21 protein-coding genes are annotated in these 24,476 nt (G+C 63.7%); 10 read left to right on the forward strand and 11 right to left on the reverse strand.

Annotation, left to right across the window (positions count from 1 at the left end; translation table 11 throughout):
- The first annotated feature begins 65 nt into the window (after positions 1 to 65).
- The 3 genes from NKI31_RS00315 (at position 66) to NKI31_RS00325 (ending at position 3,236) form a co-directional block, all read left to right on the forward strand.
- Complete coding sequence (locus NKI31_RS00315; RefSeq protein WP_352649977.1) at positions 66 to 1,544, forward strand: YcjX family GTP-binding protein; 1,479 nt, start codon at positions 66 to 68, stop codon at positions 1,542 to 1,544.
- Positions 1,541 to 2,605, forward strand: coding sequence for a YcjF family protein (locus tag NKI31_RS00320; RefSeq protein ID WP_352649979.1), 1,065 nt, complete (start codon positions 1,541 to 1,543; stop codon positions 2,603 to 2,605). The genes NKI31_RS00315 and NKI31_RS00320 overlap by 4 nt, the downstream gene beginning before the upstream one ends.
- A gap of 82 nt (positions 2,606 to 2,687) precedes the next feature.
- Positions 2,688 to 3,236, forward strand: coding sequence for a hypothetical protein (locus tag NKI31_RS00325; RefSeq protein ID WP_023673495.1), 549 nt, complete (start codon positions 2,688 to 2,690; stop codon positions 3,234 to 3,236).
- Between the two features lie 341 nt (positions 3,237 to 3,577).
- Here NKI31_RS00325 and NKI31_RS00330 read toward each other — a convergent pair whose 3' ends face one another.
- The 3 genes from NKI31_RS00330 to NKI31_RS00340 all read right to left on the reverse strand — a co-directional run bounded on the left by NKI31_RS00330 (position 3,578) and on the right by NKI31_RS00340 (position 6,285).
- Positions 3,578 to 3,736: a hypothetical protein gene (locus NKI31_RS00330; protein ID WP_352649981.1), complete on the reverse strand. Its 159-nt coding sequence runs from the start codon at positions 3,734 to 3,736 to the stop codon at positions 3,578 to 3,580.
- Between the two features lie 290 nt (positions 3,737 to 4,026).
- Positions 4,027 to 5,235: an MFS transporter gene (locus tag NKI31_RS00335; RefSeq protein ID WP_352649983.1), complete on the reverse strand. Its 1,209-nt coding sequence runs from the start codon at positions 5,233 to 5,235 to the stop codon at positions 4,027 to 4,029.
- 60 nt (positions 5,236 to 5,295) lie between these two features.
- Positions 5,296 to 6,285 carry an AraC family transcriptional regulator gene (locus NKI31_RS00340; protein WP_023673498.1) on the reverse strand — a complete coding sequence of 330 codons (990 nt, stop codon included), beginning with the start codon at positions 6,283 to 6,285 and terminating at the stop codon, positions 5,296 to 5,298.
- 160 nt (positions 6,286 to 6,445) lie between these two features.
- Between NKI31_RS00340 and NKI31_RS00345 the strand changes: the two genes are divergently transcribed.
- Entirely contained in the window at positions 6,446 to 8,293 is a 1,848-nt protein-coding gene (locus NKI31_RS00345; RefSeq protein WP_023806023.1) for a monovalent cation:proton antiporter-2 (CPA2) family protein, read from the forward strand.
- A complete protein-coding gene (locus NKI31_RS00350) occupies positions 8,293 to 8,841 on the forward strand; it encodes a DUF924 family protein (protein WP_352649986.1) in 549 nt (182 codons plus the stop codon). Before NKI31_RS00345 ends, NKI31_RS00350 begins: the two co-directional genes overlap by 1 nt.
- Here NKI31_RS00350 and folK read toward each other — a convergent pair.
- The 3 genes from folK to folP form a co-directional block, all read right to left on the reverse strand.
- Positions 8,838 to 9,356 (reverse strand): 2-amino-4-hydroxy-6-hydroxymethyldihydropteridine diphosphokinase, encoded by a 519-nt coding sequence (folK, locus tag NKI31_RS00355; protein WP_352649988.1) that lies wholly within the window; start codon positions 9,354 to 9,356, stop codon positions 8,838 to 8,840. The two genes, NKI31_RS00350 and folK, sit on opposite strands and share 4 nt — an antisense overlap.
- The gene (folB, locus tag NKI31_RS00360; protein WP_023673502.1) at positions 9,340 to 9,699 is read right to left on the reverse strand and encodes a dihydroneopterin aldolase; all 360 of its coding nucleotides are present in this window, start codon (positions 9,697 to 9,699) and stop codon (positions 9,340 to 9,342) included. The genes folK and folB overlap by 17 nt, the downstream gene beginning before the upstream one ends.
- 106 nt (positions 9,700 to 9,805) lie before the next feature.
- Positions 9,806 to 10,651, reverse strand: coding sequence for a dihydropteroate synthase (gene folP, locus NKI31_RS00365; RefSeq protein ID WP_352649990.1), 846 nt, complete (start codon positions 10,649 to 10,651; stop codon positions 9,806 to 9,808).
- A gap of 148 nt (positions 10,652 to 10,799) precedes the next feature.
- Between folP and NKI31_RS00370 the strand changes: the two genes are divergently transcribed.
- The gene (locus NKI31_RS00370) at positions 10,800 to 11,420 is read left to right on the forward strand and encodes a DUF922 domain-containing Zn-dependent protease (protein WP_031209330.1); all 621 of its coding nucleotides are present in this window, start codon (positions 10,800 to 10,802) and stop codon (positions 11,418 to 11,420) included.
- A 233-nt stretch (positions 11,421 to 11,653) separates the two neighbouring features.
- Positions 11,654 to 13,138, forward strand: a complete 1,485-nt coding sequence (locus NKI31_RS00375; protein WP_352649992.1) for an MDR family MFS transporter — start codon at positions 11,654 to 11,656, stop codon at positions 13,136 to 13,138.
- Positions 13,139 to 13,158: 20 nt separating this feature from the next.
- Here NKI31_RS00375 and NKI31_RS00380 read toward each other — a convergent pair whose 3' ends face one another.
- The 3 genes from NKI31_RS00380 to NKI31_RS00390 form a co-directional block, all read right to left on the reverse strand.
- Entirely contained in the window at positions 13,159 to 14,190 is a 1,032-nt protein-coding gene (locus tag NKI31_RS00380) for an NAD(P)/FAD-dependent oxidoreductase (RefSeq protein ID WP_352649994.1), read from the reverse strand.
- A 104-nt stretch (positions 14,191 to 14,294) separates the two neighbouring features.
- A complete protein-coding gene (locus NKI31_RS00385) occupies positions 14,295 to 14,615 on the reverse strand; it encodes a 2Fe-2S iron-sulfur cluster-binding protein (protein WP_023748747.1) in 321 nt (106 codons plus the stop codon).
- 155 nt (positions 14,616 to 14,770) lie between these two features.
- Entirely contained in the window at positions 14,771 to 15,109 is a 339-nt protein-coding gene (locus NKI31_RS00390) for an Hpt domain-containing protein (RefSeq protein ID WP_023706163.1), read from the reverse strand.
- 312 nt (positions 15,110 to 15,421) lie between these two features.
- On the opposite strand from NKI31_RS00390, the gene NKI31_RS00395 reads away from it, so the two are divergent.
- Genes NKI31_RS00395 through NKI31_RS00405 form a run of 3 tightly spaced genes read left to right on the forward strand, consistent with a single transcriptional unit; the run spans position 15,422 to position 22,389 of the window.
- A complete protein-coding gene (locus NKI31_RS00395) occupies positions 15,422 to 21,631 on the forward strand; it encodes an apolipoprotein A-IV repeat region-like domain-containing protein (protein WP_352649996.1) in 6,210 nt (2,069 codons plus the stop codon).
- 6 nt (positions 21,632 to 21,637) lie between these two features.
- The gene (locus tag NKI31_RS00400; RefSeq protein WP_352649997.1) at positions 21,638 to 21,970 is read left to right on the forward strand and encodes a hypothetical protein; all 333 of its coding nucleotides are present in this window, start codon (positions 21,638 to 21,640) and stop codon (positions 21,968 to 21,970) included.
- A complete protein-coding gene (locus NKI31_RS00405; protein ID WP_352650349.1) occupies positions 21,967 to 22,389 on the forward strand; it encodes an RNA ligase family protein in 423 nt (140 codons plus the stop codon). Before NKI31_RS00400 ends, NKI31_RS00405 begins: the two co-directional genes overlap by 4 nt.
- Before the next feature lie 34 nt (positions 22,390 to 22,423).
- Here the strand turns inward: NKI31_RS00405 and NKI31_RS00410 are convergent, their stop codons facing one another.
- The gene (locus NKI31_RS00410) at positions 22,424 to 23,065 is read right to left on the reverse strand and encodes an ABC-type transport auxiliary lipoprotein family protein (RefSeq protein ID WP_502881984.1); all 642 of its coding nucleotides are present in this window, start codon (positions 23,063 to 23,065) and stop codon (positions 22,424 to 22,426) included.
- A 37-nt stretch (positions 23,066 to 23,102) separates the two neighbouring features.
- On the reverse strand, positions 23,103 to 24,476 hold the full coding sequence (locus NKI31_RS00415) for an MlaD family protein (protein WP_023690141.1): 1,374 nt from the start codon (positions 24,474 to 24,476) through the stop codon (positions 23,103 to 23,105).

Raw genomic sequence — 24,476 nt, forward strand, 5'->3', positions numbered from 1 at the left:
GCGCCATTTCAAACTTGAACCGCAAAGCCTATATCGGCGCAAGAGCACGCCTGAGAGAACAGATTTTGGCATCATCGCTGACCACTTTCACCGACGAAGCGAGAATTGCCCTGGATACGCTGTCGGGGCGTGCGAGCGGGCTTTTTTCGCCGTCGCTTCGGCTGGGCGTCACCGGCCTGTCCCGGGCCGGCAAGACGGTGTTCATCTCGGCTCTCGTCCACAATCTCATCCATGGCGGGCGCCTGCCGCTCTTCGAGGCGCAGAAGTCGGGCCGGATCGCGCGCGCCTTCCTCGAGGAACAGCCGGACGATGCCGTGCCGCGTTTTCAGTACGAGGACCATATCTCCGCCCTGGTCAACGACCGCACCTGGCCGGACTCGACGCGCGCCATTTCGGAACTCAGGCTCACCATCGAATATGAGTCTGCCTCCGGTTGGAACCGGATGTTTTCCAGCGGCCGATTGTCGGTCGACATCGTCGACTACCCCGGCGAATGGCTGCTCGACCTGCCGCTGCTCGGCAAATCCTTCGCCGATTTTTCGCGCGAGGCGTTCGAGATGGCGATGCTGCCGGTGCGGGCCGACGTGTCGCAGGACTGGCGGACGCTGTCGGCGACCATCGACCCCAATGCCGATGCCTACGAGATGACGGCGCGGCGCCTCGCCGAGAGTTTTGCCGCCTACCTCAAGGCCTGCAAGCTCGACGAGCGGGCGCTTTCGACCTTGCCGCCCGGCCGTTTCCTGATGCCTGGCGACCTCGAGGGATCGCCGGCGCTGACCTTCGCGCCCTTGCTGCTCAAGGGTGAGAAACGGCCGCGCTCCGGCTCGCTGCAAGCGATGATGGAGCGCCGCTACGAGGCCTACAAGACGCATGTGGTGAAACCGTTCTTCCGCGAACACATCACCCGCCTCGACCGCCAGATCGTGGTGATCGACGCCATGCAGGCGTTGAACGCCGGCCCCGGCGCGATGGCCGACCTGGAACGCGCGGTGACCGAAATCCTCTCCTGTTTCCGTCCTGGCCGAGGCAATTTCCTCACCGACCTGTTTTCACGCCGCATCGACCGCATCCTGGTTGCCGCGACCAAGGCCGACCATTTGCATCACGAAAGCCATGACCGGCTGCAGGCAATCGTGCGGCGGCTTGCCGACCGCGCCGTGGCGCGGGCAAATTTCACCGGCGCCGATGTCGACGTGGTCGCCATGGCGGCGGTGCGCGCGACGCGCGAAGGCACGGTCAAGCAAGGCCGCGACACCCTGCCGGTGATCATCGGCACGCCGCTGAAAGGCGAGAAGATCAACGACGAAACCTTCGATGGCAAAACCGAAACCGCGATATTTCCGGGGGACTTGCCGGAAAAAATTGATGCGGTTTTCGACGTTTCCGAATCTGACCATCGGCAGAGCAGCGACGATCCGGCGATCCGTTTCGTGCGCTTTCGCCCGCCAAAGCTCGAACGCACCGCCGAAGGCGTCACGCTGTCGCTGCCGCATATCAGGCTCGACCGCGCCTTGCAGTTCCTGATCGGAGACCATCTGGCATGACCGCGCCCCGCAGACCGGCAGCTTTCCGCATCGAGCCGGAGGCCGAACCGAAGCAGGAAACGCGCCGCCCCCATGCCGAGCCGCCGCGCAAGCCGCGCACCGTCGTCGTGCCGGCCGAGATCGATGTCTTCGACGAACCCGACATTGTCGCCGCCGAACCGCCGCCGGCGACCGCGCCGCGCAGGCGCTCGCTGTTTGCCAGCCTGTTTTTCGGCGCGGTCGGCGTGCTGGTTTCGCTCGCCGTCGGCCTGTGGACCGACCAGCTCATCCGCGACCTGTTCGAGCGCGCAGAGTGGCTGGGGTGGCTGGCAGCGGGAATGGCCGCAATTGCCGTGTTGGCCCTCGCAGTCGTGCTGGTGCGCGAATTCCTGGCTATCGCCCGGCTGGCCGAGGTCGAAAAACTGCAAAAGCGGGCGCTCGATGCCGTGGCGCGCGACGATCCGAAGGCTGCAAGGGCCGTCGTCGACGAGCTTTCGGCCTTTGTCGCTGCGAAACCCGAAACCGCGGCCGGCAGGCGCTCCCTGGCCGAATTGCGCGGCGAGATCATCGATGGCGGCAATCTGGTGCGACTGGCCGAGACCGAGATTCTCGGGCCGCTCGATGCGAGAGCCAAGGTGATGATCCTCGAAGCAGCCAAACGCGTGTCGCTGGTCACCGCCGTCAGCCCCCGCGCACTCGTAGACGTTGCCTATGTCGTGTTCGAGGCCGGGCGCCTGATCCGCCGCTTGTCCGAACTCTACGGCGGCAGGCCCGGCACGCTGGGCTTTTTCCGGCTGGCGCGCAGCGTTCTTGCCCATCTGGCGGTGACCGGTTCGATCGCCGTCGGCGACAACTTCGTCCAGCAGATCGTCGGCCATGGGCTTGCCGCACGGCTGTCGGCGAGACTCGGCGAAGGCGTGGTAAACGGCATGATGACGGCGCGTATCGGCATTGCTGCCATGGAGACGGCGCGGCCCCTGCCCTTCATTGCCGGCAGGCGGCCGGGCATGGGGGATTTCCTGTCGGCGCTGACCTCGTTTGCGACCAAAAAAGAGAATGAAGCACCCGCCTCGACCAAGTGAACGCCCTCTCGCGGTCACCAAGCATTAACCAATCTTGTTCATGGTCGTCCAACAACAGCCTCCTTGTTGCCGGGTGTCGTCTATGAAAAGCGTAATCTTGTCCTGCGTCCTGCCCCTGGTCGCGCTTGCAGCACCTCTGGGCCCGACCGGGAAAGCCTTTGCAGCCGAGCCCGACAAGCAGTTCTTCCGCACCGTCGAAGGCAAATGGGTTGGCCCGGGCGAAATCATCGCCGGCAAATACAAGGGCACGAAGTTCACCTGCAGCTTCGACGGCTCGACGCCGGACAACAAGACCGGCATGACGCTCGATGGCGACTGCCGGGTCGGTGTCTTCACCCAGAAAATGTCGGCGACCGTCGAGCGCAAGGGCCGCGACTACAAGGGCAATTTCATGGGCGGCGCCGCCGGGTCGGGCCTGGACATCATCGGCGGCAACGTGGTCGATGCCCGCAAAGTCGTCTTCACCATCAACCGCAACCAGCTGCGCGGCGTCATGCAGGCCCGCATTCCCGACGACAATTCGATGACGGTGACCATCGCCGTGCGCGTCGACCAGCAGCTGGTGCCGGTCATCGGCATGAGCCTCAAGCGCGTCGACGCCGTCGAAGTCGGCTCCATCGCCAAAAACTGACTCTAAAGCGGTTCCCGAAAAAAGCGCGGAACGGGGTTGCACTGCGCGATAGCTGAGCTGTTCCGCTCAGCTCGATGTCGGGAAGGACACGCCACCTTGCGGCCAGGTTGGCGCTCCTCAAGCACGGGCCGCTCGGGCGGCACCTTTCTGCCGCGACCGGACATGTGGCGCGCAACCGACGATGTCAGCGTCTCCGACGGCCCAAGCCACAGCAAGGCCAACGTGTCAGGGTCCTGTGCGTGCCGGCCGTCCTTCGTGTCAGCGCGATGCGCTTTAAGAACACCAGCAAAAAAGGCGGCGGCTACTCGAGCCACCGCCTTTCTCAATTTCCGAACGAAGAATCAGCCCTTGATGGCGGCCGTCAGCTCGTCATAGGCCTTGCAGGCGTCGGCCGGCGTGGTGGCGCCCTGATATTTGGTCGTCACAGCCTGCACCTTGGCGGTCAGGTCGGCGGCCTTGGACGGATCCTTGGTGATCGCCTCCTGCAGCGCGGCGGTCATCTCCTGCGCCTTCTGGCGGCAATCTCCTGCGTGCATTCAGGCGCCTTCGAACAGGCCGATGCGGCAAGCATGGCGACACCCACGCCGACGAGCAAAAACTTCTTCATGTCAGTCATTCTCCTCACGAAGGCAGAACTTGATCGTCGCTGCCTTCCAACGGCCGAAGCCTGGCGTCCCATAGCCGCCGATTGCGGCAAAACGCAACGTGTGCGGCGCATAAACCTGTGCAGCGCTGCTGCAACGGCGCGGACGGCCTGATTGAGGCCGCCCGTGTCAGACGAAGCAAGGTTTCAGCCACGAGGCTGCAGCAGCGCCAGTGCGGCCGTCGCCGCGGCAAGGACGGCGGTTAGGGTCAAAGGTCCCGTAGCGCCATAGGTGTCCACGACATAGCCGCCGACAACCGCACCGACGGTGATGGCAACCTGGAAGGAAGTGACCATCAGGCTGCCTGCTGCTTCCAGCGCATCAGGTGCCGCGCGAGACATATTGGTCGGCAGCACCACCGGCGCCATGCCGAAGGCGAAGCCCCACAGCGTAACAAAGCCGAAGGCAACGCCGGTTTGCGCGCCCCAAAGCACCAAAGCGAGTGCCGCAAACGCCATCAACGCGGCGGTTACTGCGAGGGCCATGTGGATGTTGGTGTCGGCCAGGCGGCCACCGGCAATATTGCCGATCACAGCGGCGATGCCGAACCCGAGCAGCGCCAGGGCAATCGGCCCGGTTGTGAGGAGCGTCACCTGTTCGAGGAACGGGCGCACATAGACCGAGCCGGCAAAATGCCCGGTCATCAGCATAACAATGGCAAGCATACCGAGTTGGATGCCACGCCGCCGTGTCAGCCGAAAGACGTCTGCAAGGCTGTTGCTTGCCGCCGCAGGCAAGGTCGGCAGGCTGAGAAGCTGCAGCAGCATGGCAAGCGCGGCCAGCCCCGCCGTCATGGCCATGGCGCTGCGCCATCCCAGCCAGTCACTGATCAACGCACCCATCGACGGCGCGGCAATGGTGGCCAGCGAGACGCCGAGGGTCACGATCGCCATGCCGCGACCTGTCGCATTGGCGCCAACCAGCCGCGCCACGACGGCAACGGAAAGTGCCCAGAAAGCGCTAAGAGCGATCCCCAACCCGGCCCGGCCCAGCAACAGCAGCCAGAAATTGGGCGCCAGCGCCGCAAGAATATTGGAACCGACCGCCAGGGCCATGAGGCCAACCAGCACCGCCTTGCGGTTCAATCGACCGATGAGAACATTGCTCAACATGGCCGTCACGGCGCCAACGGAAGCGGTGGCGGTGACGACCTGTCCGGCCGTTCCCTCGCTGATGCCGAGATCGCGCGCCATCGGCGTCAACAGCCCTGCCGGCAAGAACTCGGCGGACACCAGGGCAAAGCTGGTGGCCGCCAATGAAAGGACCGCGAACCAGGTGGCCGCGCTCCACGCGGCTGGTGCATCGGCATCAAGGCCGATGGCGGCGTCTTCAAGCTGTAATGTTGTGTCAGTCACGGAAAGATCTCCACAGTTTGGAGATCTTAGATAGGCGAGTCCGCCCGGATGTTATGTACCTTAAAATCCGAAATTCATATCCATTCGTCCGGGAATTGTGCGACGCACAACGCCTGGCGAGACATTGGTGATGCGCTTGAACGCGCGGGCGAAGGACGCCTCGGAATCATAGCCCAAACGGGTAGCGACTTCGGCAACCGACAAGCCGTTTTGGCCCAGTAACTCGCGGGCAAGCTGCATGCGGAGGCGGGCGAGATAATGTGCGGCACCCTCCCCCAATACCGCGCTGAAGCGCTCGGCGAAAATCGAACGCGATTGGCCTGCCACACCGGCGAGGCTTCCCAGCGTCCAGTTGTGGCCGGGATCGCGGTGCATGGCCGCCAGAGCGCGGCCTATATGGGGGTCGCGGATGGCTGCGAGCCAACCGGTGGTCGAGGCGCCGTTGCAATTGACCCAGCACCGGATGAGCCTGGCTGTCAGCAAATCCGCCATACGCGACAGGATGGTGGCGCTGCCCATCTGCGGTTGCGCGGCCTCCACCGTCATGGCGGCCAGCAAAGGACCGACCATCGGGTCATTGCCGGCCACGTCGCAACCCTTGATGAGAGGCGGCATCAACGTGATCAATGGATTGAGCGCATAGGAGCCGAGGGACATGGAGCCGCAGAAAAGGGTGCTTGTCGCGCCCGTTCCCTGGCGTATCACTTCGCAAACGTTGCCGCCCAACTTGATCACCTGGCAGCCCTCGAGCGAGTCGCCCACCACGTCCGGCGCACTCGCCAGCCGATGGGCGATGCCTTGCGGCAGCAGCACCAGATCGCCATCGCGCAACTCCTGCCAGCCTTGCGCTTCGGTGTGAATCCAGCATGGACCCTGGCCGACAAAGTGAAAACGAAGCAGTTGTTGTTGCGGAAAGTCTATGCTCCATGGGTGCCGGAGTTCGCAGCGGCCATAGTTGACGCCACTCAAGCGAAAGTCTTGCAGAACTTCGCTAAGCGCATCCATCGGGATATGTGGCAGCGGCGACGGCCGGGACGAATAATCAGGCATTTGCCAGATATAGATACCAGCCGTCCGACAGGCAAGCGCAGACTGTTGTTCCACGGGGGAATCGCTGCCACGGCACCCTACCCATTCTGGCAGGCTTCCCGCCCTTGCCTCCCGCTCCCGGTGCATGCAAGGAGTGCTGTCGGACACAGGGACCAGAGGCATGGCAGCGGAAGCATCGGGCAGCGATCTCATTCAGGTGGTGGCGCTGCTTGCCGCAGGCGTCGTCGCCGTTCCGATCTTCAAACGCATGGGGCTGGGCTCGATCCTCGGCTATCTTGCCGCGGGCGTGGTCATCGGCCCGTTCGGTATTGGCATTTTTTCCGAATCGGAGGCCATCCTGCATGTCGCCGAACTCGGCGTGGTCATGTTCCTGTTCATCATCGGGCTGGAGATGCAGCCGTCGCGGCTATGGGGCCTGCGCCGCGAGATTTTCGGCCTCGGCGCGCTGCAGGTCGGCGTCTGCGCCTTGCTGCTTACCGGTGTTGGTCTCGCCGGCGGCTTTCCGATCGCGCAATCCTTCGTTGCCGGCGCCGGTTTCGTCCTAACCTCGACGGCTATCGTCATGCAGCTTCTGGAAGAGCGCGGCGAGATGGCGAGCCCCAAGGGCCAGCGCATCGTTTCCATCCTGCTGCTCGAGGATCTGGCAATCGTGCCGCTTCTGGCGCTGGTCGCCTTCCTGGCGCCGGGCGGCGCCGAGATGACCCTGCAGCAGAGGCTGGCCGAAATCGGCATCGGTCTTGGCGCCATCGTCGGGCTGGTGGTGGCCGGCCGCTATCTGCTCAACCCGTTCTTCCGCATCCTGGCCGACGCCAAGGCGCGCGAAGTCATGACGGCGGCAGCCCTTCTGGTCGTGCTGGGGTCGGCGCTGGTCATGCAGCTTTCCGGCCTCTCGATGGCGATGGGCGCCTTCCTCGCCGGCGTGCTGTTGTCGGAATCGACCTTCCGCCACCAGCTGGAGGCCGACGTCGAGCCATTCCGCGGCATCCTGCTTGGCCTTTTCTTCCTCGCCGTCGGCATGTCGCTCGACCTGCATGTGGTGGCCGACAACTGGCGGCTGATCGCCGTCTATGTCGTCGCCTATATGGCGATGAATGCGCTCGGCATCTACCTCGTCGCCCGCTTGCTGAAGAGCGGTCATCGTGAAGCGCTGGAACGCGCCGTGATCATGGCGCAAGGCGGCGAATTCGCCTTCGTCCTCTATTCGGCCGCGGCGGCGGTTGGCATCATCGACAGCCGGGCCAACGCAACGCTGACCGCGATCATCATCATCTCCATGGTGCTGACGCCGCTGGCCATCATTGCGCTCAAATATGTGACGCCGCGCGACGAGCAGTCGCTTGAAGGCGTCGACATCGCCGACGGCCTTACCGGCAGTGTGCTGGTCATCGGCTTCGGCCGTTTCGGCCAGATCGCCAGCCAGCCGCTTTTGTTGCGCGGCATCGATGTGTCGATCATCGACAATGATGTCGAAATGATCCAGGCGGCCGCCGATTTCGGCTTCAAGGTCTATTATGGCGACGGCACGCGGCTCGACATTCTGCGCGCCGCAGGTGCAGGCCGCGCGCGCGCCGTGCTGATCTGCGTCGACAAGCCGGACGCCGCCGTGCGCATGGCGGAACTGATCAAGGCGGAGTTCCCGCTGCTGACCGTCCTGGCACGCGCGTACGATCGCGGCACCGCGCTCTCGCTCATCCGCGCCGGCGTCGACTTCCAACTGCGCGAGACCTTCGAATCGGCCCTCGTCTTCGGCGGTTCCGCGCTCGAGGTTTTGGGCGTCGAGCCGGAAGATGTCGCCGATGTCATCGAGGATGTGCGACGGCGCGACAATGCCCGACTGGAGACGCAGCTGGCCGAAGGCGTCCGCGCCGGGCAACGTTTCCTCAGGGGCAATACCGGCACGCCGATCCCGACGCCGCTGACGCAACCGCGCCGGCCCGGCCAGGCGCTGAACGAAGAGACGGCCGGCGTGCTGCACAAGCCCGAGCCCGCCGATCAGGGGGAAAGCTGATGACCGCATTGGATGAGCGCGCGCTCGCCGTCACCAAATTCTGGCGCGAGGCCGGCGAAGACGCGTGGTTCGAGAAGAACGACGTCTTCGACGCGGATTTCCGCAGCAGGTTTCTCGACCTGCACTTTGCCGCCGCGCGGCGCGAGTGCGACGCATGGTCGGAGCATGCCGAGGGTTCGCTGGCGCTGATGATCCTGCTCGACCAGTTTCCGCGCAACTGCTTTCGCGGCTCAGGCCATATGTACGCCACCGATCCGCTGGCGCGGTATTTTGCCGCCAAGGCGATCGCTGCCGGCCACGACCTTGCGCTGGAAGAAAACCTGCGCGTCTTCCTGTACCTGCCCTACGAACATTCGGAACTGCCCGCCGACCAGCACAGATCGGTCGAGCTCACCACCGCCAGGGCGCCGGAGTATGTGAAATACGCCATCGAGCATCGCGACATCATCGAGCGTTTCGGCCGCTTTCCGCACAGGAACAAGATGCTTGGCCGCGAGACGACGGCGGACGAACAGGCATTTCTCGATGGCGGCGGCTTCTCCGGTTAACCCAGCCACCAGTCGCGGCCGGAAGCCAGCCGCTCTATGCCTGACGTATCGACGGCGCTGAGCCGCTCGGTCACGCTCCTGCCGCCCACCGCCAGATCCGGCGCGATCTCGGCCAGGGGCGCCAGAACGAAGGCGCGCTCCAGCATTCGGGGATGCGGCACCTCCAGCCCGGTTTCGTGGATTGTGCGGTCGCCGAACACCAATATGTCGATGTCGATCAGGCGCGGCCCCCAGCGCTCCTCGCGCACCCGCTTCAGCTTGCGCTCGGCCTCGAGGCAGAGGTCGAGCAGCGCCCTTGGCGCCAGCGCGGTCGAGATTTCGGCAGCGGCGTTGAGGAAATCCGGCTGGTCGAGCTTGCCCCAGGGCGGCGTGCGATAGAGCGAGGAGACGGCGATTACACGCGTGTTCTCGTCGGCGTCCAGCAGGCGCACCGCCGTGGCCATCGAGGCCGAGGGATCGCCGAGATTGCCGCCAAGGCTGAGATAGACCGTGTTATTGCTACTCTGGCCAGACAACGGTCACCTCGACGTAATCGAGCACGCCGGGCACCGGTGCGTTGGGCTTGCGCACGGTGATCTCGGCCTTCCTGATCTGCGGAAACCGTGAAGTCAGTGCCTTCGCCACTTCGAGCGCCAGCGCCTCGATCAGGAAACGGCGATGTCCAGTGACGATCTTTTCAATCACCGTGAAGGCGATGCCGTAATTGACGGTGTCCTCGATGGAATCATCCTCCAGTGGGCGGCTGGGCTCGACCGTCAACTCGGCATCGACATAAAAACGCTGGCCAAGCGCCTCTTCCTCATCCAGCACGCCGTGCCGGGCAAAGAAGGCGCAGTTCTTCATGCGGATGACGTACATTTCTTAGTGTCCTGGCATTTCTTAGTGTCCTGGCTTTCTTAGTGTCCTGGCATTTCTTAGTGTCCTGGCATTTCTTAGTGTCCTGGCATTTCTTGGTGTCCTGGGCTCAGAGTCCTGGCTTTTCACGCGCCAGCATAGCATCGGCGACGGCCAGTGCGTCCATGTTGATTGCGACATCGTGAACGCGAAACAGATCGGCGCCCTTCAGCCTCAGGATGACACTGGTGGCTGCCGTCCCGGCGGCGCGCGCGCCGGCTTCGCGGCCGGTGACGGTGCCGATGAAGCGTTTTCTGGAGGTGCCGGCCATCAAGGGAAAACCGAGCTCCTTAAGCTCGGAAAACCGCGCCATCAGGTCGAGGTTTTCCTCAGCCGTCTCCTTGGCGAAGCCGAAGCCGGCATCGAGTACGATATGATCGTCCGCAACGCCGCTGCGCCTGGCGATTTCCAGCGAAGCCTTGAGGAACAAAAACTGGTCGGCGATGACATCGGGCAGTTTTTGCCGCCCGCGCCCGGTATGCATGATGACCAGTCCGGCGCCGGTCTCGGCGGCGACGCGGGCGATGCCGGGTTCACGCTGCAAGCCCCAGACATCGTTGACGATATGCGCGCCGGCGGCGACGGCCAGGCGCGCGGTTTCCTCGCGATAGGTGTCGACCGAAATCAGGGCTTCGCCTGAACTGGCAAGTGCTGCGATCACCGGCAGGATGCGGGTCTGCTCTTCTTCAGGCGTCACGGGCGAGGCGCCGGGGCGCGTCGATTCCCCGCCGATATCGACGACGGCGGCGCCTTCTTCCACCATGCGGTGCGCCTGCGCCACCGCCTGGTCAGGCGTGATGAACAGTCCGCCATCCGAAAAACTGTCCGGCGTGACGTTGAGAATGCCGACCACAATGGCTTTCTCGCCAAGGTCGAGATGGCACTTATGCGCCAGTTGCCATCGCCTTGTCGTCATTGTCCTTCAACCATGTGTCTCGTTGGCATGTGGCTCATTGGCATGGGGCTCATCGAGCGCTTGCAATCCATCAACGATGCGTGATCGGTGGAAGATCAATTCCGTTGCGCCGGCAACGGCCGTAAAGCAAGGTGAGTGAAGAGGCAACATGATGAAACGACCCCTGCTCTGCGCCCTGATGCTGGCTTTGACCGTCCTGCCGGCGAATGCTGCCAATCTGGTGAAGACTTACAGCTATTTTGCCATCGGCGGCAGCACGCTCGATGACATCGAGACGCAATTGTCGAAGCATGGACCCGAGGTGAAAAGCACCGGGATGCGGCATCCAGGCGCCACCCAGATGGCGTTCACCACCCGCATCAGCTACTCGCAAACCGCAGACACCTGCCGCATCGCCAAGGCCGCCGTCACCGTCAAGGTCAAGGTCATCCTTCCGGAGTGGCGCAGGCCGCGCAAGGCCGATCCCGATGTCAGACTGTTCTGGGACACGCTGTCGGCCGACATCAAGCGCCATGAGGAGCGTCATGTCGAGATCGCCAAGAACCACGGCCGTCTGCTCGAAGACGCGCTGAACGCGAGCTTTGCGCAAAAGACCTGCGCCGGGGCAAAGGCGAAGGCGGCGCAGATCACCGCGGCCGAACTCGCCAGGCATGACCAGGACCAGTTGCGCTTCGACCGCGTCGAAGGCGTGAATTTCGAAAGCCGCATCCTGCGGCTGCTGCGCTACCGCATGCAGCGCGTCGAGAACGGCCAGCTTCCGCCCGGCTGAAACACGGACTGATACCAAGCCAATTCTGCCGAAACATGAGGCCAGCCCCAGAAAATTTTCGGGCATAGGTCGAAATCGGCCTATACGGGACGACATATGTCAGGCTCGCAAGATATGTCAGGCTGGCAAGGCCCGAGCTTCGAAACACCAGATCAAGACCAATTGAGGCGGCGCGTAGCGGAGCGGCCATTTGGCGCCGCGCAATCGCTCTCAAACGTTATGGATGAACTGATATGGACCAGGCTGTCGACAAGCCGGCTAGGCTGCCTCCCGCCGCACCGCTGACGGAAAGCGAGAAGAACGTCATCATCGCCGGCATCCTGCTGTCGATGCTGCTGGCAGCGCTTGACCAGACAATCGTCGCGCCGGCCATGCCGACCATCGGCCGTTCGCTCGGCCATGCCGACTACCTGCCGTGGATCGTGACCGGCTATCTCCTGACGGCGACCGCCATGGCGCCGCTCTACGGCAAGATTTCCGACGTCTATGGCCGCCGGCCGACCGTCTATGCGGCGATCCTGATCTTCCTTCTGGGATCGCTGGTCAGCGCCATGGCCCCCAACATGTTCGTGCTGGTCATCGGCCGGGCGATCCAGGGTGCGGGCGGCGGCGGCCTGTTCGCCCTGGCGCAGATCGTCATCGGCGACCTGGTGCCGCCGCGCGAACGCGCGCGTTATGCCGCCTGGATTTCGGGCACCTGGGCGGTCGCCAGCATCGCCGGGCCTTTGCTCGGCGGCGGATTTGCCGAACATCTGCATTGGTCGCTGATCTTCTGGATCAATATCCCGCTCGGCATCTTGGCCATGGCCATCATCAACAAGCCGCTGCGCAAACTGCCGGTCGCCGCAAAGCGGCATCGCATCGACGCGCCGGGCGCGCTGCTTCTGGTGGTGGCGACGGCATTGCTGCTTTTGGCCCTCAACTGGGGCGGCAGCGCCTATCCATGGGCCTCGCGCGAGATCGTCGGCCTGCTCGCCTGTTCGGCGGTCTTCTGGGGTGCGTTCGCGCTCAGGCTGATGCGTGCGGCCGAGCCGCTGATTTCGCTTGAAGTGCTGAGCAATCCGATCGTGCTTGCCGGCACGGCGTCGATGTTCCTGCTGCAGGCCGCTAATATCGGCCTGTCGGTGTATCTGCCGGTCTATCTGCAGTCGATCATCGGCCTGTCGGTCAGCCAGTCGGGCCTTGCCATGCTCGGCCTGCTGCTCGGAACGGTCGCCGGCGCGACCTTCAGCGGCCGCACGATACCGCGCTTCTTCCACTATAAGCGCATCGCCATGGTCGGCGTTCTCTTCGCCATTATCTGTCTTGGCGTGCTCAGCCTGGTCGCTGGCCGCGCCTCGCTGCTGGTCGTCGAGCTCTTGACCATCTGCATCGGCCTTGGAAGCGGCACCACCTTCCCGGTCGCCACCGTATCGGTGCAGAACGCCGTCGACCGCGCGCATCTCGGCGTTGCCACCGGCGTGCTGACCTTCCTGCGTTCGCTGGGCAGTGCGCTCGGCGTCGCCATGCTCGGCGCCGTCGCGCTCGGCTATGGCCTGCCGCTTGCCGGCGAAGGCGCGCCGGCTGCCGGACAGATCGTCTCGGCGACGCCCTTCATGATGATCTTCCTTGCCGCGGCGGTCACGCTCGTGCTGGCGCTGATCACGCTGGCTCTGATGCCGGAGAAGTCACTGCGCGGCCGCGACGACGCCGAGGCGCCGGTCGTTCTGGTGGAGTGATCCGGAAAGCCCTGTAGGACCTACTCCACGACGCCGAGCTTCTTCTGCAGGCTGGTCGACGACGTCGTGTACTGGAAGACGATGCGCTCACCGGGGCTGATGATGCGCTTGGCGGCCTGCGCCATCAGCGCCACCTCGTGAAAACCCGACAGGATCAGCTTCAGCTTGCCTGGGTACCAGTTGATATCGCCGACGGCAAAGATGCCTGGCACCGAGGTCTGGAATTTCTCGGTATCGACCGGAATGAGGTTCTCATGAAGGTTGAGCCCCCATTCGGCGATTGGTCCCAGCTTCATGGTCAGGCCGAAGAATGGCAGCATGCGCGTGCACGGCACCTCGATGTCGCCGTCAGGCCCGCCCTTGATGGTAGCAGAGGCCAGCTCGCCGTCGGCGCCGGTCAGGCCGCTCACCTGGCCGACCCGGAACTCCAGCTGCTTCATCTCCTGCATGGCATACATCTTGTTGACGCTGTCGGGCGCCGCCCTGAATTCCGCGCGCCGGTGGACCAGTGTCACGCTTTTTGCCACCGGCTGCAGGTTCAGCGTCCAGTCGAGTGCGGAATCGCCGCCACCGACAATGACGAGGTCGTGGCCGCGGAATTCCTCCATACGGCGCACCGAATAGAAGACGCTCCTGCCCTCATAGGCCTCGATGCCGGGAATGGGCGGCCGTTTGGGCTGGAACGAGCCGCCACCGGCGGCGATCACCACCACCTTGGTTTCGAACACCTCGTTCTCGTCGGTGGTGACCCGAAATGAGCCGTCGTCCAGCTTTTCCAGGCTGGAGACCATGCGGTTGAAGGTAAAATCCGGCTTGAACGGGTGAATTTGCTCGAGCAGTTTGTCGACCAGCCCTTGCGCCGAGATCGAGGGCCAGCCTGGAATGTCGTAGATCGGCTTTTCCGGATAGAGTTCGGCGCATTGGCCGCCGGGCCGGTCGAGGATATCGATCAGATGGCACTTCATGTCGAAGAGGCCGAGTTCGAACACGGCGAACAGGCCGACCGGCCCCGCCCCGACAATGAGTGCGTCCGTCTTGATTACATCGGTCATGCCAGGCGAGCCTCATTGTCAAACTGGGGCGAAACTGGCGCGAGACTGCATGAGCATTGGTCCGCTGCCAAGCGGCGGCGGGAAAAATCAGATGCTACGGGAGATCAACCCTGGCGAGCCGGCACGCGCACGAGGAGGCCGTCAAGCGCGTCGCGCACCTTGATCTGGCAGGACAGGCGCGAGTTCGGCTGGACGTCATAGGCGAAGTCCAGCATGTCCTCTTCCATCGCCTCCGGCTCGCCGACCTCGGCCGTCCAGGCTTCGTCGACATAGACATGGCAGGTCGCGCAGGCGCAGGCGCCGCCGCATTCTGCCTCGATGCCCGGCACCGCGTTGCGGATCGCATTCTCCATGACGGTCGAGCCGTTTTCGGCCTCGACATCGAAAGGAGTGCCGTCATGGGCAATGAAGGTCAGCTTGGTCATTTGTCACCTGAAGGGAGTCCCAGCCGAGATAATCACTCCGCCGGACAAGTCAACTGCCGCGCGAAAGCGCCGCTTTGTGACGTTTTTCGGAAAGCGGCCAAAGCACGCCCTGGCCCCGTCGATTCATCCCGGTGGCCGCTGCCGAGCGGCAGCCATTACCGGCTGATGGCGGCGATGAAATCGCGCACTTCCTCGATCAGGGCGCCGAGGCGCTTGAGGATGCGCGCATCTTCCGGCTGCTGTTCGATCGAGGTGGCGCAGTCGGCGATGGCAAAGGCGCCGACCCCGCGCGCCGAACCTTTCAGCCCATGCGCCAGAAGCAGTCGCTCCCTGACGTCGGCATCGACAATTCTGTCGCGGACGGAAAGCGCCTGCTGTACGAACAGTGCCAATACCTCCTGTTCGAGGGCGCGATCGCCCATTGTCTGACGGGCCAGATGGGCCAGATCCACTGGGCGCGAACGGGCCGGTCCCGACGCATCGCCGCCCGGCATTGAGAAGGCAATGCCGCTTTCACCGCGTACCAATTTGAAACTCCTTGTGCCGATCGCCGAAAAACTAGGCGATTCCCGTCGCCAACGCGTTAATGACTGGGCTGGAAAATTGTTGCCGCTGAGGCGGTTAGATCACGTTGTCGTTAACCTTATATTTAAAGTTTTACGTATCTCGCGGAATGCATGTTTTCTTTACCCCTGTGTGTCATTACGATACGAAGGTCCATTTTCAGCCTCCTGCGTGGGATAAGACGAGCCAGAATCAGGCAAAAATAAGAAGTCCCTCGGCAGCTAGTACAGGGTAGCGAAGGCATGGCGAAGAAACCAACGACGACCAGAACTCTCGACAGCGACGTAGCCAGGGAACTCGAAAAGGCGCTAGACCTCGATCTCAGCGGAGACGGCAGCGGCGATCTCGATATCGCGGCGTCGATGGAAGATCTGGAAGCGCAGATATCGCAGGCCGCGGACGAACTGGCGCGCGAAGGCCGCCCCCAGAAGCCCGCCCCCGCTCAAAACGCGCCCATCCAACAAAACCAGAGTGCGAAGCCGGCAGCCAAGCCCGCCGAGCTGCGCCCGGTCGAATCGCGCAACAGCGCCCAGCCAGCCGGCTTCAAGCCGGCAAACGATGACCGCCAAAAAGATTACAAGACGCTGCTGCACAGCCTCAACCGGCGCGCGTCGAGCACGATCTATTGGGTCGTGGCGTTCGTGTCGCTGGCCTGGATCGCCGGCGCCGGCGGCCTCGCCAATCTGCTGTTTGGCCCCAGCATCTGGAAAATTCGTACTTTCGATCAAATCCTGGCCCGCCCTGAACTGATCGGCCTGGCGATCGCGGCAATCATACCGGTCGTCCTGTTTTGGGCCTTCGCGGCGATGATCCGCCGCGCGCAGGAAATGCGCATTGCCGCCCAGTCGATGACGGAAGTGGCTTTCCGTCTGGCGGAGCCGGAAAACCTCGCCCAGGATCGCGTGATGATGATCGGCCAGGCCGTTCGCCGTGAAGTGGCGGCGATGGGCGAAGGCATCGAGCGCACGCTGGCGCGCGCCGTCGAGCTCGAAACTCTGGTCCACAGCGAGGTCAACCAGATCGAACGCTCCTATTCGGAGAATGAATCGCGCATCCGGTCGCTGGTCGACGGGCTGGGCAGCGAGCGCGAAGCCGTCGTCACTCATGCCGAGCGCGTGCGCGCCTCGATCACCGGCGCGCATGAAACGCTGAAGGACGAGATCGGCGCCGCCTCCGACATTATTCGCGACTCTATCCTCAACGCGTCGACCAAGCTGTCGATGACGATCACCAATTCCGGCGACACGCTGATCGACCGCATCAATGAAAGCTCGATGTCGATCTTCGATTCCGTCGAAACCCGGCTGGATTCGATCACCGACCGGCTGTCGACATCGGGCGAAGCCTTTGCTTCGCTGCTCGACACCCGCATCGCCAAGCTGACGGACACCACAGACGGCCTGACCCGGTCGCTGACCGACCTGCTCGACGACCGCACCACAGGCATGGTGTCGCTGCTCGGCGGCGCCGCCCGCACCCTGAGCTCGGAATTCGAGTCCAGCCTGAACGACATCGAGCGGACGCTGGCCGAGCGCGGCCAGGCGCTGATCAGCGAATTCCAGACCCGTGCCGAAGCACTCGATACCGGCACGCAGAAGCTCAACGCCGCGCTCGAGGCGCGCGCCCGCCAGATCAACGAAACGCTGGTCGAGCGCGCCCGCGAGATCGCCCACACCTTTGCCGAGAGCAAGGATCATTTGTCGGCGATGATCGATCAGGGCAAGACCCAGATCGGCGCCGACATGGCCGACATCGTCTCGTCGACCTCGTCGATGCTCGAAGCCCGCGCCAGCGATTTCGCCGGCCGCATGGAAGCGGCCCGCCATGTCGTGTCGCGCTCATTCGACACCGATATCCAGCGTCTTGCCGATGCCCGCGTCGGCATCGAGGACGCCGTCGAAAACCACAGCCGCAAGCTGTCCGAAAGCCGCGAACGCATGGCGGCTGCCATGCAGGCGGACCTGGCGAAGTTCGCCGAGGGCCGTGCCGGCATCGATGCGGCCGTAACCAACCAGGTGCAGAAGTTGGCCGAAGGCCGCAACCTGATCTCGCGCGCCCTGGAAGAGGATCTGCGCAAGGTCAACGAGTCGCGCGCCGCCATCGACGCGTCGCTGGGCAGCCATCTCGAGCGGCTTGAAGAAGGCCGCAACCGGCTCAACCAGGCTTTGCATGAAGACTCCGGAAAACTTGTGCAAGCCCGTACGATCATTGACGAAATGGTCGCCGGACATGTCGGTAAACTGGCCGAAGGCCGCAACATTCTGTCGCGCGCCCTGGAAGCCGATCTCGGCAAGCTCGCCGACAGCCGCGCCTCGATTGACGGGCTGGTCGCCGGCCAGGTTGAAAAGATCGCCGAAGGCCGCGCCATCCTGACCAAGGCGCTCGAAAACGACATTATCGGCATCAAGGGCGTGATCGAGAACCACTCGGCGAAACTGGCCGAGGACCGCACCGAACTCAGCAAGGCGCTGGAGAACGACCTATCCGGCATCAGGGGCCTGCTCTCCGACCATTCGAGCCGGCTTGCCGACGATCGTGGCCTGTTGTCACAGACGCTCGAGGCCGACCTCGCCAAGCTCGCCGAGAGCCGGTCGAGCATCGACGGGCTGGTCGCCGGCCAGGTCGAGAAGCTGGCCGAGGGGCGCGATATCCTCAAGCGCGCGCTCGAAGCCGACCTCAACACCATCAAGGGCGCCATCGCGGGTCATTCCGACAAGGTGGCGGAAGAGCGCGGTCAGCTTTCCAGGGCACTGGAGGCCGACCTGCAGAATGTGAACAGCCTGATCGCCGACCACTCGAACCGGCTTGTCCAGGATCGTTCGACGCTATCCCAGGCGCTTAAGGATGACCTTCAGAATGTTAACAGCCTGATCACCGACCACTCGAGCCGGCTTGTCCAGGATCGTTCGACGCTATCCCAGGCGCTTCAGGACGATCTGCACAATGTCAGCGGCATCATGGCCGATCATCAAAACAGGCTCGTCCAGGACCGTTCGGCGCTCTCAAAGGCACTGGAAGACGACATCGCCAAACTGGCGGAGAGCCGCTCCAGCATCGATGGGCTGGTCGCCGGACAGGTCGAGAAGCTCGCCGAGGGCCGCGACATCCTCACACGGGCGCTCGAAGCCGATCTCAATGCGATCAGGAGCGCCATTGCCGACCAGTCGCAGAAGCTGAGCGAAAACCGTGGCGAGTTCGCACGGGTGCTGGAAGCGGATTTGGAAAATGTCAACAGCCTGATCGAGGGCCACAGCGACAAGCTCGTCCGGGATCGCGCGACGCTGTCGAAGGCTCTCGAGGACGACCTCGCCAAGCTGGCCGAGAGCCGGTCGAGCATCGACGGACTGGTCGCAGGCCAGGTCGAGAAGCTGGCCGAGGGCCGAGACATCCTGAAACGTGCGCTGGAAGCCGACCTGCAGAAGCTGTCGGCAAGCCGCGGTGAGGTTGACGACATCATCGCCGGCCATGTCGGCAAGCTGGCCGAAGGCCGCAACATGTTGACCCAGGCGCTGGAAGACGATCTGGCAAAGCTCGCCGACATACGCAAGGATGTCGACCGCTCTCTGTCGGGCCATATCGACCAGATTGCCGGCAGAAGCACCGATATCTCGGCGGCAATCGCTGCCGATGTCGAGAAAATCGAGCAGGCCTTCAGCAAGCAGACCGGCATCATCGAAGAGCGCGCCGGAACCATGGAGCGCGCGTTGTCGGTGGGTGTCGACAATGTCCGCAGCGTGCTTGAAAAGAGCGCCGTCTTCGTTGCCGGCGCGCTCCGTGAGAAGGTGATGGAAGTCACCAGCGCGCTGCACGAACAGGCCGGTGCTGCCTTCAGTGATGCCGACCGCAAGATCGCCGAGCGTGCCGAGCAGACCTCGGCCGCCCTTTTGGCCCGGGCCGAGGACATCGCCCGGACCTTCGAGGACGCGGATCGCCGTCTGCACGCCCGTGCCGAGGACACATCGAGCGCCCTGCTTGCTCGCGCCGAGGATACGACGAATGCCTTGCTTGCTCGCGCCGAAGACACGACGAGCGTGCTGCTTGCCCGGCATGACGAGACGTCGAACTCGCTGCTCGCCCGCGCCGAAGAAACGGCCGGACGGCTGGCTGCCCGCGCCGGCGAGATCGCCGGCACGTTCGACGCCGCCGACCAGAAGCTGGTCGCCCGCGCGGTCGAGACGGCGCAGTCGCTGGCCGACCGCGCCGGCGACATCCTGCGTAACTTCGAGGGTGCCGACCAGCGGCTGAGCATGCGCATCGGCGAATCCGCCGAAGCGCTGGCCGCCCGCGCCTCGGACCTTGGCCGCATCTTCGACGCCGCCGACCAACAGCTGATCTCGCGCATCGCCGAGGGTTCGGACGCGCTGTCAGCCCGCGCCACCGAGATCAGCCGCATCTTCGACGAGGCCGATCACCGCCTGGTGTCGCGCATCGCCGACTCCACTTCGACGATCGGCGAGCATGCCGACAACATCGTCGGCGCCTTCGCCAGCACCGAGCAGCGTGTTGCCGAACGTGCACGCCAGACCGGCCAGGAACTTGCCGTCCACGCCCGCGAGATGGAGCAGGCTCTTGCCGGCGCCGATGAGCGGCTGGCCGCGAGCGTTGCGTCCGCAGCTTCGCGCGTCGAGGAACAGGTCGCCAACGTCGAGAACCGCCTTCTTTATACGACGGAGACGATGGGCCAGAAGCTCAACGAGCAGGTTTCCAGCGCAGAAGCTCAGCTGATCTCGCGCGCCAACACGATTGCGGAGACTTTTACCGCGGTCGGCCAGCACATCGGCCAAAGCACCAACGACGCTGCCAAGACAATCGGCACCAATACCCGCGAGCTCAACACGATGCTGGCGGCGCGTTCGGCCGAGATGGCGAAGATCCTGGACGAAACCGCGCGGCCGCTGGTCGAGCGCTTCGCCCAGGGCGGCTCGGAACTGCAAAAGAGCATGGAAGAGGTCACCGAACGCGCGACCGAGAAGCTGCGCAGCGAAAATGCCGCCCTCGTCAACGCGCTCGCCAGCCGCACCGCCGAAACGCTGTCGGCCGTCGAAGGCGCGCGCTCGTCGCTCGCCGATAGCGTCGCCGACCTCATCGGCCGCATGAGCGTCTCCAGCTCGCAGCTTGGTGAGCTGATCGAACAGGCGGCGATCAACCTCGGCCAGGTTGACGAACGTCTGAGCGGCAGCACGCAAAGCTTCGCGGCAACCACCGAAAAGGCCGCGCAGACCTTCGCCAGCTCGGCACGCCTGGTCGATTCGAACACGACGCGGCTTACCGAACTGTCGTCGTCGACCCTGCGCGAAGTGGCCTCGATCGCCACCAAGTTCGACGAGCACAGCCGCTTGCTGTCCTCGGCTTCGGATCTGTTGAGCTCGGCGCAGAGCAATCTGGAGCACACGCTTGAGCGGCAATCGTCGCTCGAAGATCTCGCCGTCGGCCTGGTCAAGAAGTCGGAAGACCTCGAGAAGGTGATGCGTTCGTTCGAAAACCTTGTCGGCCAGACGATGCAGAATGCCGAAGGCAAGACGCTGGCATCAGCCGACAAGATCCGCATCGCCATAACGGAAGTGGTCGATTCGGCAACCAGCCGGTTCGCCGATGCGACCGAGGAGATGCGGCGCACCGCAAGCTCGATCAAGAGCGAGCTCGACCTCACCCGCGCCGAGCTCAAGAAGGGCGTCATCGAGATGCCGGAAGAGGCCAAGGAATCGACCTCGGCGATCCGCCGTGCCGTTGCCGAGCAGATCAACGCGCTCAAGGAACTTTCGGACATCGTTGCGAAATCGGGACGCGGCGGCGACAATGCCGAACCGCGCGCCCTGCGCCCGGCGCCGCAGGCGCCAGTGCAGCGCCCGGCCGAGCCGGTACGCCGCCCGCCGCCGGCGCCACAGCCGGAGCGCCCTGCTCCGCAGGCGCCGCTCGGCGGCCTGCGTGGCACGCTCGATATCGAACGCCCTGCCGAAGCACCGCGCCAGCGCGACGCCAACGCCCGCACGCCGCAAGGCGGGTGGGTGCGCGATCTCCTGACCGGGGCATCGCGCGAGGAGGAAGTCGCCAGGCCGGCAGCGCCCGCGGAAGCACCGCGCGCAACTCCCGCCCAGCGCTCGCCGCTGCATGTCATGGAGTCGCTCAACTCGCTCTCGGTCGATATCGCCCGGGCGATCGACCACGACGCCTCTATCGAGCTGTGGAACCGCTACCGGCGCGGCGAGCGTGACGTGTTCACGCGCCGCCTCTACACGCTCAAGGGCCAGCAAACCTTCGATGAAATCCGCCGCAAATATCAGGCAGAGGCGGAGTTCCGCGCCGCTGTCGACCGCTACTGCGACGATTTCGAGAAGCTGCTCAAGGACGTCTCGCGCAACGACCGCGACAACATCATGGCGCAGACCTACCTGACGTCGGACACCGGCAAGGTCTACACCATGCTGGCCCATGCGAGCGGCCGTTTGCACTAGCTACGATTGCTGCATCAAAATGAAAAAGGCGGGAAATTTCCCGCCTTTTTCGTTTGTCATGGATCGAACAATGACGAGCGCAAAGAACTCAGGCTGCCCTTGCTGGCGCGATGGGCTGCAAGCTATGCCTCCAGCATGAGGAAATACGGTCGCACCTTTCATCTGCCGATATCGGTCGGAGCCACCAGCGACGACAAGGTCATGGCGTCGCTTGAAGGACTAAGGGTGGCTGATCTTGTGGTCACCGAGAAGATGGATGGAGAGAACACAACCCTTCATCGCGATGGCTCTCACGCGCGCAGTCCCGATAGCCGTATCATCCATCCCGAGACTGGCTGAAGGCATTTGCAGCAAATGTTTCACCGCAACTTGCTGACGATGAACGGATTGTCGGCGAGAACCTCTATGCCCGACATTCGGTTGCGTATGATGCGCTGCCGTCATTTTTTCTTGGCTTTGCATGGATCATCGGGGCCGAAATTCAACCGTGGGATTTGACCCTGGCCCGGTTTGAGGAACTGGGCATCACTCCTGTTCCCACGCTCTATCGTGGGCCTTTCAGCCCCAACCTCTTCGATAATCTGGCTGCGTCCCTGGATAAGGCCAAGCAAGAAGGCTTTGTGGCTAGGGTTGCCGAAGCATTTGCTGAGGCAGACATGCCCATTCGCATGGGCAAATATGTACGGGCAGGACATGTCCAGAGTGAAACCCACTGGATGAAGGCAGAACTGATCACCAACCGTCTGCCAGGCGGCTAAGGTTCCTGGGTCTCAAGCGCCTCGCCGGGTTCGCTCAGATCACCGAATCCGTCCAGCCCACAATATCCTTCGCCGCCTCGCCGAAGGCGCTGTCGAGCGCGCTGACATAGGCCGGATTGCCGCTGCCCGAGACGGGAGCGGATGCGGTGAAGCTCTTCGAGGCGCGCACCTCGCCGTTGCGGTCGTTCAGGATGCGCACGAAGAGATTGACCTCGGCATGCTCGCCACCATTGACGCGGACTTCGAAGGAGCGGATCTCGACGATCACCTGGTAGTCGATCGCCAGCCCCTCGCCCGGCTTGCCGACGCCGGCAAAGCTTCCGGAGCGCTGGAAGGTTTCGGCGAGCCTCGCCTGCACGATCAGCGGCAGCCGGTCGGCCCATTGCGCGCCCTTGAGATACTGGATCGAGCGATCTGACGGCTTGATGACGATGTTCTGGCTGTCCAGCGCCTTGAGCGCGGATGGCTGGGCGATCAGGATCTGGCGGCGGCTGTGGCCATGGGCGTCGATCGACGGGGCGGACAGCTCGAACGTATCGAGCGGCGCCGGCTTGCCTCCCAATGCCGCGCAACCAGCCAGCGTCAGGCCAAGCAAAACGGCCGCCGATCTATACCCACCCAACCCGAACGTCACGCGTGATCCCCACTGTCCCCGGATCGTATGATGAATCCGCATCCGCGGTCCATGTAATTGCTGCGGGCGGGCACGGAAGTCAACGCCGTGCCCTGCCATCGAACTGCCGGACCTCGCCGTCGCCGCCCGACAGGATGCGCTGCGGGTTGCGGCTGAGATCGGTCACCGCCTCTTCGATGCGGCTGATCGAACGCCGGCTGTCCTGGACCAGCGCCTCGACATTCGACAGGCCCTGGCCCGAGAAGCGCGCGATGTTGTCGGTGATCGTGCCAAGCCGGGCGTTCAGCGTGTCGGCGACCTGCTTGAACGACTTCAGCGTGTCCCTGGCATCGGCCATGACGCCGTCGGCCTGGCCCGAACCGAGCAGCGTATCGACCCTTTTCAGGATGCCGTCGACGCGCACCGAGGCATCGTTGAGGCGCGACGCAAGCTGTTTGGCGTCCTTGATCGTCTCGTCGATGTCGTCGGCCCGGTCGGCGAACTTGTCGGTCACCTTGGCGATGTCGGCGGCGGCCTTGTTGGCATTTTCGCTGGCCTTCTGAATGTTGGCGAGCGCCACGCGCACCTGCGCCGGATCGATGCCGTCGAGCACATTGTCGACCTTTGCCAGCGTGCCTTGCGTGCGCGTGGCGAAATCGTTGACCGAGCCGACCGCGGTATCGACGTTCTTGATCACTCCGTCGAGCTGTCCGCTGGTCTCCTTCAGATTGGCGGTGACGGCGTCCACATTGGCGACGATGCTCTTGATCTTGTCCTTGTCGACGGCATTGAGCAGGCCTTCGGCAGCCTTCAGCGTGCCGTCGAGCTTGCCGGAAACACCCTTCAGCTCATCCGACAGCGCGCTGACGGCGGTCAGGAACTTGTCGATGCCGTCGGCATTCCTGGCCAGCGCATCGGAAAATGTCTGGGCGTTCTTGACGGTCTGGGTCAGCGGCCCGCGCACATCCCTGGTGAAACCTTCTAGGTCGGAAAGCACCTTGTCGGCGCGGGTGAAGATGTTCTGCGCCGTCTGCAGCAGGTTGGTGACCGCTGACGGATTGGCGATGATCTCGGCCGTCCTGCCTTCCTTTGCCGCCTCTTCCAGCAGGTTCGGTTCCTTGGGATCGGCGCCCTTCAATTCGATGTTGACCTGGCCGGCAAGGCTGGCGATGCCGATATCGGCCTGCGTCGATTTGGTGAGCGGCGTTGTCTGGTCGATCTCGGTCGTAGCAATGGCGGCATTGGGGTCATTGCGGTCGAAATAGACGCGCTTGACCACCCCGACCTTGACGCCGTTGAACAGCACCAGACTGCCGGGGCCGAGGCCGGAGGCCGAACCCTGAATGCGCACGCGCAGCTCCGCCGTCTCGCCGCGATCACCGATCTGGGCGGTCCAATAGACGAACCCGAACGCCGCCAGGATCGCAGCCAGGGTGAAAATGCCGACAATTACGTAGTTGGCTCTGGTTTCCAT

The organism is Mesorhizobium sp. M0659 (assembly GCF_040320605.1).
Taxonomy (GTDB): Bacteria; Pseudomonadota; Alphaproteobacteria; order Rhizobiales; family Rhizobiaceae; genus Mesorhizobium.

What these genes read in the sequence shown, in the direction of transcription:
- NKI31_RS00325 (WP_023673495.1), top strand. Translation starts at nt 2,688, where the DNA reads ATGAAAAGCGTAATCTTGTCCTGCGTCCTGCCCCTGGTCGCGCTTGCA.
- NKI31_RS00385 (WP_023748747.1), bottom strand. Translation starts at nt 14,615, where the DNA reads ATGACCAAGCTGACCTTCATTGCCCATGACGGCACTCCTTTCGATGTC.
- NKI31_RS00390 (WP_023706163.1), bottom strand. Translation starts at nt 15,109, where the DNA reads ATGCCGGGCGGCGATGCGTCGGGACCGGCCCGTTCGCGCCCAGTGGAT.
- NKI31_RS00345 (WP_023806023.1), top strand. Translation starts at nt 6,446, where the DNA reads ATGGCAGCGGAAGCATCGGGCAGCGATCTCATTCAGGTGGTGGCGCTG.
- folB (WP_023673502.1), bottom strand. Translation starts at nt 9,699, where the DNA reads ATGTACGTCATCCGCATGAAGAACTGCGCCTTCTTTGCCCGGCACGGC.
- NKI31_RS00330 (WP_352649981.1), bottom strand. Translation starts at nt 3,736, where the DNA reads ATGACCGCCGCGCTGCAGGAGGCGATCACCAAGGATCCGTCCAAGGCC.
- folP (WP_352649990.1), bottom strand. Translation starts at nt 10,651, where the DNA reads ATGACGACAAGGCGATGGCAACTGGCGCATAAGTGCCATCTCGACCTT.
- NKI31_RS00380 (WP_352649994.1), bottom strand. Translation starts at nt 14,190, where the DNA reads ATGACCGATGTAATCAAGACGGACGCACTCATTGTCGGGGCGGGGCCG.
- NKI31_RS00415 (WP_023690141.1), bottom strand. Translation starts at nt 24,476, where the DNA reads ATGGAAACCAGAGCCAACTACGTAATTGTCGGCATTTTCACCCTGGCT.
- NKI31_RS00395 (WP_352649996.1), top strand. Translation starts at nt 15,422, where the DNA reads ATGGCGAAGAAACCAACGACGACCAGAACTCTCGACAGCGACGTAGCC.
- NKI31_RS00410 (WP_502881984.1), bottom strand. Translation starts at nt 23,065, where the DNA reads ATGCGGATTCATCATACGATCCGGGGACAGTGGGGATCACGCGTGACG.
- NKI31_RS00370 (WP_031209330.1), top strand. Translation starts at nt 10,800, where the DNA reads ATGATGAAACGACCCCTGCTCTGCGCCCTGATGCTGGCTTTGACCGTC.
- NKI31_RS00350 (WP_352649986.1), top strand. Translation starts at nt 8,293, where the DNA reads ATGACCGCATTGGATGAGCGCGCGCTCGCCGTCACCAAATTCTGGCGC.
- NKI31_RS00320 (WP_352649979.1), top strand. Translation starts at nt 1,541, where the DNA reads ATGACCGCGCCCCGCAGACCGGCAGCTTTCCGCATCGAGCCGGAGGCC.
- NKI31_RS00375 (WP_352649992.1), top strand. Translation starts at nt 11,654, where the DNA reads ATGGACCAGGCTGTCGACAAGCCGGCTAGGCTGCCTCCCGCCGCACCG.
- NKI31_RS00340 (WP_023673498.1), bottom strand. Translation starts at nt 6,285, where the DNA reads ATGCCTGATTATTCGTCCCGGCCGTCGCCGCTGCCACATATCCCGATG.